We start from the raw sequence: 5,007 nt of genomic DNA on the forward strand, positions 1-5,007 counted from the left end.
TCGTGTCCTCCTCATTAATGTTGCTACTGCTGCATTGAAGAAAAAATTATGCTATTAAGTTGCCATCTGGCATCGGAGTATTTAACTACAAAAACTTCGATGTCAGATGGCAACTAAAATAACTATTCGGTAAATTTATAATGCGAATTTATTAACTTTCATCCTAGACTGAAATTGTGAGGATGTCGTGAGGAAAACATATCTTAATCTATATATTCTTGCAAGCAATTATCTTAATATTTATTTCGTTATTTCTTAGAATATTGCAATTTTATTTACTACTCTTGATTGAAATTATCAAATCAGTCTATAGACATATAGACTGATTTTAGCTCGAATTTTCGATGAGATTTCAGTCTAAAGGAATAGACAAAAACTAAAAACCATACAAAAAATCTCCCAATATGAATATGAGGAGAAATTTGCTTGGAATATAATTTGAGCTAATTAAACTATATTTTCCAGATGGAAAGCTACAATCCGATCGAAATTCGTCCCCGTTTACTTTCAACGGAAGGAATAGACTCCAGACTCACGCCAATTAATTGAGCAACTCGAACAGCGGAAGTGATGGCTCCACCATGTAAACCATCACCAAGATATGCTCCCGCATGGTAAGTGTGATTCTCACCATTAGTCGCGACCACTTCATCGCGGTATCGAAAAGATTCCGTCGTATATAAAGGAGTGTGATGTGCTTGGGTATGAATAATTTGCTCTGGTGCAATTAATTCTTCTAGTTGGAATGATAGGAAATAATGCTGTGGTGATGAGATGCCACAAAGTTGATTGAGATAGCCGTTATACCCCCAGTGGGTAACAGTTTGAAAGAAATCAAATTCTGAGGGTTTATGGATGTCAAATCGATCGTACATCGCAGCATCTTTATGAACTATGCTAGTAATATGGTTAGCTTTCCAATTAGCAAACCGTTTGGTTTCAGCGGTAGTTGGATCGGCTAAAAGTGCCATTACTTGGTCTGGAGGCGTGGCAAATACAACTCGATCGAATTCCCGCATTTCACCTGTACACATCATTATTTTGACACCGCCAGGACTTCGCAAAATCCGATCGATCTCCACACCCAATACAATCTTTCCCTGAAATCGCTCTAGAATTTTTTCAATATAAGTATACACACCACCTTTCACCCGCACCCAGTTAGTTGAAATGTAGGCACGTAACATTGGTATCGCTAATTCTGCCGGAAAATCATCAATTAGTTCAAACGGAATTGAGTAACTATACATTGCTAGCAATTTCAGCCAAGTATCGCGAGCACTTGGATTATTTAGGTATTCCGAAAGTGGGAGACCTGCTAGATTTTGGAGATTTGCAAGTTGGATTCTCAACCATAAGCTAGCAGAACGCGCATAAAGGGTATCAAAGCGTAAATGTTCGATGAGGCGGTGAATACCTAAGAAGTTGTTGTTGGTGGTAACTGACGATAAAAAGCGATCGCCACTATTAAAAAACATCCCCGAACCAACACTCACAGGCTCTAGTTCGACATCTAATTCTGTCATCAATGCGATAAAATCTGTAAACGCAGTCGGAAATTCCAGCACCCCACCCTCAAGAATTTCTGTGCAATCCAATCGATCCGGCTTAACGTTTTTATTCAGCGTCCGAATATGTCCGCCTAAAATGGGTTGTCGTTCAAATACGGTGACATGATGCCCTTGTTTATCGAGCAGATAAGCTGATACCATCCCACTAGCTCCACCACCAATTACCGCAATTTTCATGTGTTAACCTCTTATGTAAAAAATCCCATCCTCGGAAGAGTTGGGTAAAAATCCCCTCCCGGGAGCGACGTTTTTATGTCTAGGGTTCCCCCCGAATAAAAAAACGTCAAGACAGCGAAAAGTGCGGGAACAGGGGTTCCCCCAAGTCGAGCACCTTTTCAAGACAGGGGTGCCCGTAGGGTGGGGTGGGTAGATTTACGCATCAAACAGACTCATGTGTTCCGGCTATTCAACCGCCCAAAATCGCATCCCCAGACAATCGTTGATACAACAACGCCCCCGTCCAAATTGTCGGTGCAAAACCTGGATAACCCGATGAAGCATTACAGAAGTAAAACTTGTCTAGTGAAGTTTCATGATTCAATCGCCCCAAACCCATATTGCGCGGAGTCAAAATCGAGCCGTAGGAATTCCCTTCAGGACACCAACAATAGCGTTCGTTAGTAGTCGGACTACCTGTAATCTCAAACACCAGATGCTTCCGAAAATTCGGCACATAATGTTTTTCGACCACATCGAGAATCGCATCTAAAATCTCTTGCTTTTTCTGCCTGTAAGCCTTGGGATCGCTATCGCGTAATTGCTTAAAGTAGGCATAGTTAGCAACAGTCAGAAATTCAACAATCTGACAATCTGCCGGACAATCTCGACTCGCCTCTGTCAATAAAGTGGGCGTGGTGATGGCAAAACTTGGATTAGAATAGTCATGTCGATCGTACATTTGGGCAAACGCTTCATTCAGGCTTTCGTGCCCCGTATGTGAGACATTCCACTTCCCAAATCCATAGTCGCGTAAGTCGATATCTTTGACAACGCAATAAACCATGTAGTTAGATGCCGAATATTCATAGTCGAGTTTTTTGCGTACAGCTTTAGAAAACTTGTCTAACCCGATCGTTTTTGCAGCTCGTTGAGGGTCGATATTACAGATTACCGTATCGCCCGTGAATTCTGCACTTTGATGAGTGGTGAGATTCGTTGCCTCAACTCCCATCACGGTTTTATTTACGACCCGAAAATTCGTGACTTCATGGTTGAGTAATACTTGTCCACCATTTGATTCGATGACTTTTACAAAAGAATTAATTACAGATTCAAAATGCTGCGTTGGGTAAAATGCTCCTGCTTGATAACCTCTAAATAATGCCACCCACGCAAAGAAAGAAAGTTGGTTGGGCGGTAGTAAAAAATCCAGCCATTGCAGGGCTAAAAGGGTCTGTGCGGCTTGGGGAAGCTGGAATTTATCAAATACATCCTGAAGGGTACTGTTGATGTTAGAGACAGTACTGAACGCCGCCTGGGGATGCTTGAGTAGTTCGATCGGTTTCAGTGGTGGTGCAACTATTTTCAAGCCTACACCAGTCTTCTCGACCTCATTTACAAATTGACGAATGTTGTGAACATGGTCGGGAAACAACGCAGATAATCGATCGATTAATACTTCTGGATCTGAAGGAGTATCCATTTCATAACCAGGCATTCGCATGTGGTCGAAACCATCAGGATCGTATCTTTCAAAGGTTACTTCCCGATCTAATCCTAGTTTTTTGAGTACCTTATTAACTGTTTGTCCTTCACCACAGTCCCAGACATAGTGAAATTGAGCGTTAAACGTATACTTTTTAGCCATTGTAAACGTATGCCCAAATCCACCTGGATGCTCGTGAGCTTCGAGGATTTGGACGGTTTTACCAGCATTTGCCATCAAAGCACCAAAGGTCAATGCGGATAAACCACTGCCGATAATCAGATAATCTGGCTGCATAGAACAGTTCCTCGAATCGTAAACATTAGTTATTTTTAGATAGATCGATTAGAAAAAGACTTTTCAAATTGCAAGCAATATTCTTCTCAATTTATAGCCCATTTTCCTTTAGTTTTCGGACAGTAATCCGTACAATCAACTGCTTGCTCAGTCATTACGGCTACTGGATGAAGAGCACATTTAAGAAAGTGATTATCGTTAAAATATTGACAACGAGAGCAGATAATTTTAGAAGGCAACTTGACGCTGAAAGAATGTTGCTTGCGGCTGCAAATGCAAGCATAAATTAACCCGCCTGTTGAAAGTATTACCAAGCTAACGATAACTCCCCATGAGACGACAGGCTGCACCAAGGGGGAAGCTGTATCCAGATTATCCATTCTTCGCTGGCTGGGCAAAAGTGAATTAGATGTCTCGATGACATTATTAGAGGCTTTGGGCATGAGCGTCGATCTTGCTGGCATTTGCATTTTTTCTCTCGAATCTAAAATTTATTGACGACTGCTCACACCATCAGTCGTGCGCCCACTCATTTCTCCCGATTCAATCTGATAAATCGACATAACTTCCGCACGTCCCCAGGAGTCAGTCCAAGTTCGATTAATTGCCGGAGAAAGGGTAGCATCACGCTGTTTGGCAATTTCGATTACTCGTTCTATCTCTGGTTTCGCTGTCAGATGTTTGGCTCGACCCATCACAATTGCACTCCGCCAATGTTCGGGACTATGTAACTCTTCAACCTGCAAACAAACATCAGGATCTGCGTCCATGTCATGAGTCTTCATCCCAACTGTTGTAAATAGGTAAATATTGCTATTTTCGAGATAATAGTGCATCGGCATTACACAAGGTTTGCCTTCATGGATGAAGCCCAGATGACCATACCCTACTTTATGTAGCAATTCGTGGATTTCGTCCTGTCCCATTTCATCGATATCTAACATGATTTTTCTCCTAAAATGTAACTAAACTGTAATATTCAATCGTAATAATTTGTGTTCTACTTCTGCTGAATCACCATGACCGAGCAAGGTGCATGATGCAAGACATAGTTGCTAGTGCTACCTAAAAAAATCTCACTCAACATCGATTTTTGGTTACGTCCCATCACGATTACATCCGCCGCATAGTTTTTTGCTGTTTCACAAATTGTGCGTCCGGCATCTCCCATATTTTGATAGATCTCGGCTTTAATATTTCTTGCTGTAGCCTCTCTTGCATAGGATTCTAACCGTGCCATTCCCTGCTGTTCGCGATCTTGTAGTTCTTTCTGGTATTGTTGGATTACCATCGTTCATCATCGGATAACTACCACCCATAAATGGATTACTGACTGCCTCAAAACCATTTTGAAAGAGATTGAGGACATGTAAGATCGAGATCTGGGCACCATATTTCTCGGCAAGTGTGAGTCCAGATGTAAAAACTTCTGCGGACTCTGGTGAGTCACCAGTTGCAATTAAGATTTTTTGTAGCACTCAGATTCATTTGCCT

General features: G+C 41.7%; 5 protein-coding genes. All 5 read right to left on the bottom strand.

The window, feature by feature from the left end; all coding sequences use genetic code 11:
- Positions 1 to 473: 473 nt before the first annotated feature.
- The 5 genes from RMO52_RS22295 to RMO52_RS22315 all read right to left on the bottom strand — a co-directional run bounded on the left by RMO52_RS22295 (position 474) and on the right by RMO52_RS22315 (position 4,991).
- The gene (locus tag RMO52_RS22295; RefSeq protein ID WP_310418699.1) at positions 474 to 1,748 is read right to left on the bottom strand and encodes an FAD-dependent oxidoreductase; all 1,275 of its coding nucleotides are present in this window, start codon (positions 1,746 to 1,748) and stop codon (positions 474 to 476) included.
- A gap of 229 nt (positions 1,749 to 1,977) precedes the next feature.
- Complete coding sequence (locus RMO52_RS22300; RefSeq protein ID WP_309738257.1) at positions 1,978 to 3,513, bottom strand: NAD(P)/FAD-dependent oxidoreductase; 1,536 nt, start codon at positions 3,511 to 3,513, stop codon at positions 1,978 to 1,980.
- 491 nt (positions 3,514 to 4,004) lie between these two features.
- A complete protein-coding gene (locus RMO52_RS22305) occupies positions 4,005 to 4,457 on the bottom strand; it encodes a pyridoxamine 5'-phosphate oxidase family protein (protein ID WP_309738256.1) in 453 nt (150 codons plus the stop codon).
- 56 nt (positions 4,458 to 4,513) lie between these two features.
- Entirely contained in the window at positions 4,514 to 4,804 is a 291-nt protein-coding gene (locus RMO52_RS22310; protein WP_310418702.1) for a universal stress protein, read from the bottom strand.
- Positions 4,704 to 4,991: a universal stress protein gene (locus tag RMO52_RS22315; RefSeq protein WP_310418706.1), complete on the bottom strand. Its 288-nt coding sequence runs from the start codon at positions 4,989 to 4,991 to the stop codon at positions 4,704 to 4,706. Before RMO52_RS22315 ends, RMO52_RS22310 begins: the two co-directional genes overlap by 101 nt.
- Between the last annotated feature and the right edge of the window lie 16 nt (positions 4,992 to 5,007).

This window comes from Chamaesiphon sp. OTE_8_metabat_110, assembly GCF_031382685.1.
Taxonomy (GTDB): domain Bacteria; phylum Cyanobacteriota; class Cyanobacteriia; order Cyanobacteriales; family Chamaesiphonaceae; genus Chamaesiphon.

Bases quoted from the DNA above. Each gene is read 5' to 3' on its own strand.
- RMO52_RS22295 (WP_310418699.1), bottom strand. From the start codon at position 1,748: ATGAAAATTGCGGTAATTGGTGGTGGAGCTAGTGGGATGGTATCAGCT.
- RMO52_RS22305 (WP_309738256.1), bottom strand. From the start codon at position 4,457: ATGTTAGATATCGATGAAATGGGACAGGACGAAATCCACGAATTGCTA.
- RMO52_RS22310 (WP_310418702.1), bottom strand. From the start codon at position 4,804: ATGGTAATCCAACAATACCAGAAAGAACTACAAGATCGCGAACAGCAG.
- RMO52_RS22300 (WP_309738257.1), bottom strand. From the start codon at position 3,513: ATGCAGCCAGATTATCTGATTATCGGCAGTGGTTTATCCGCATTGACC.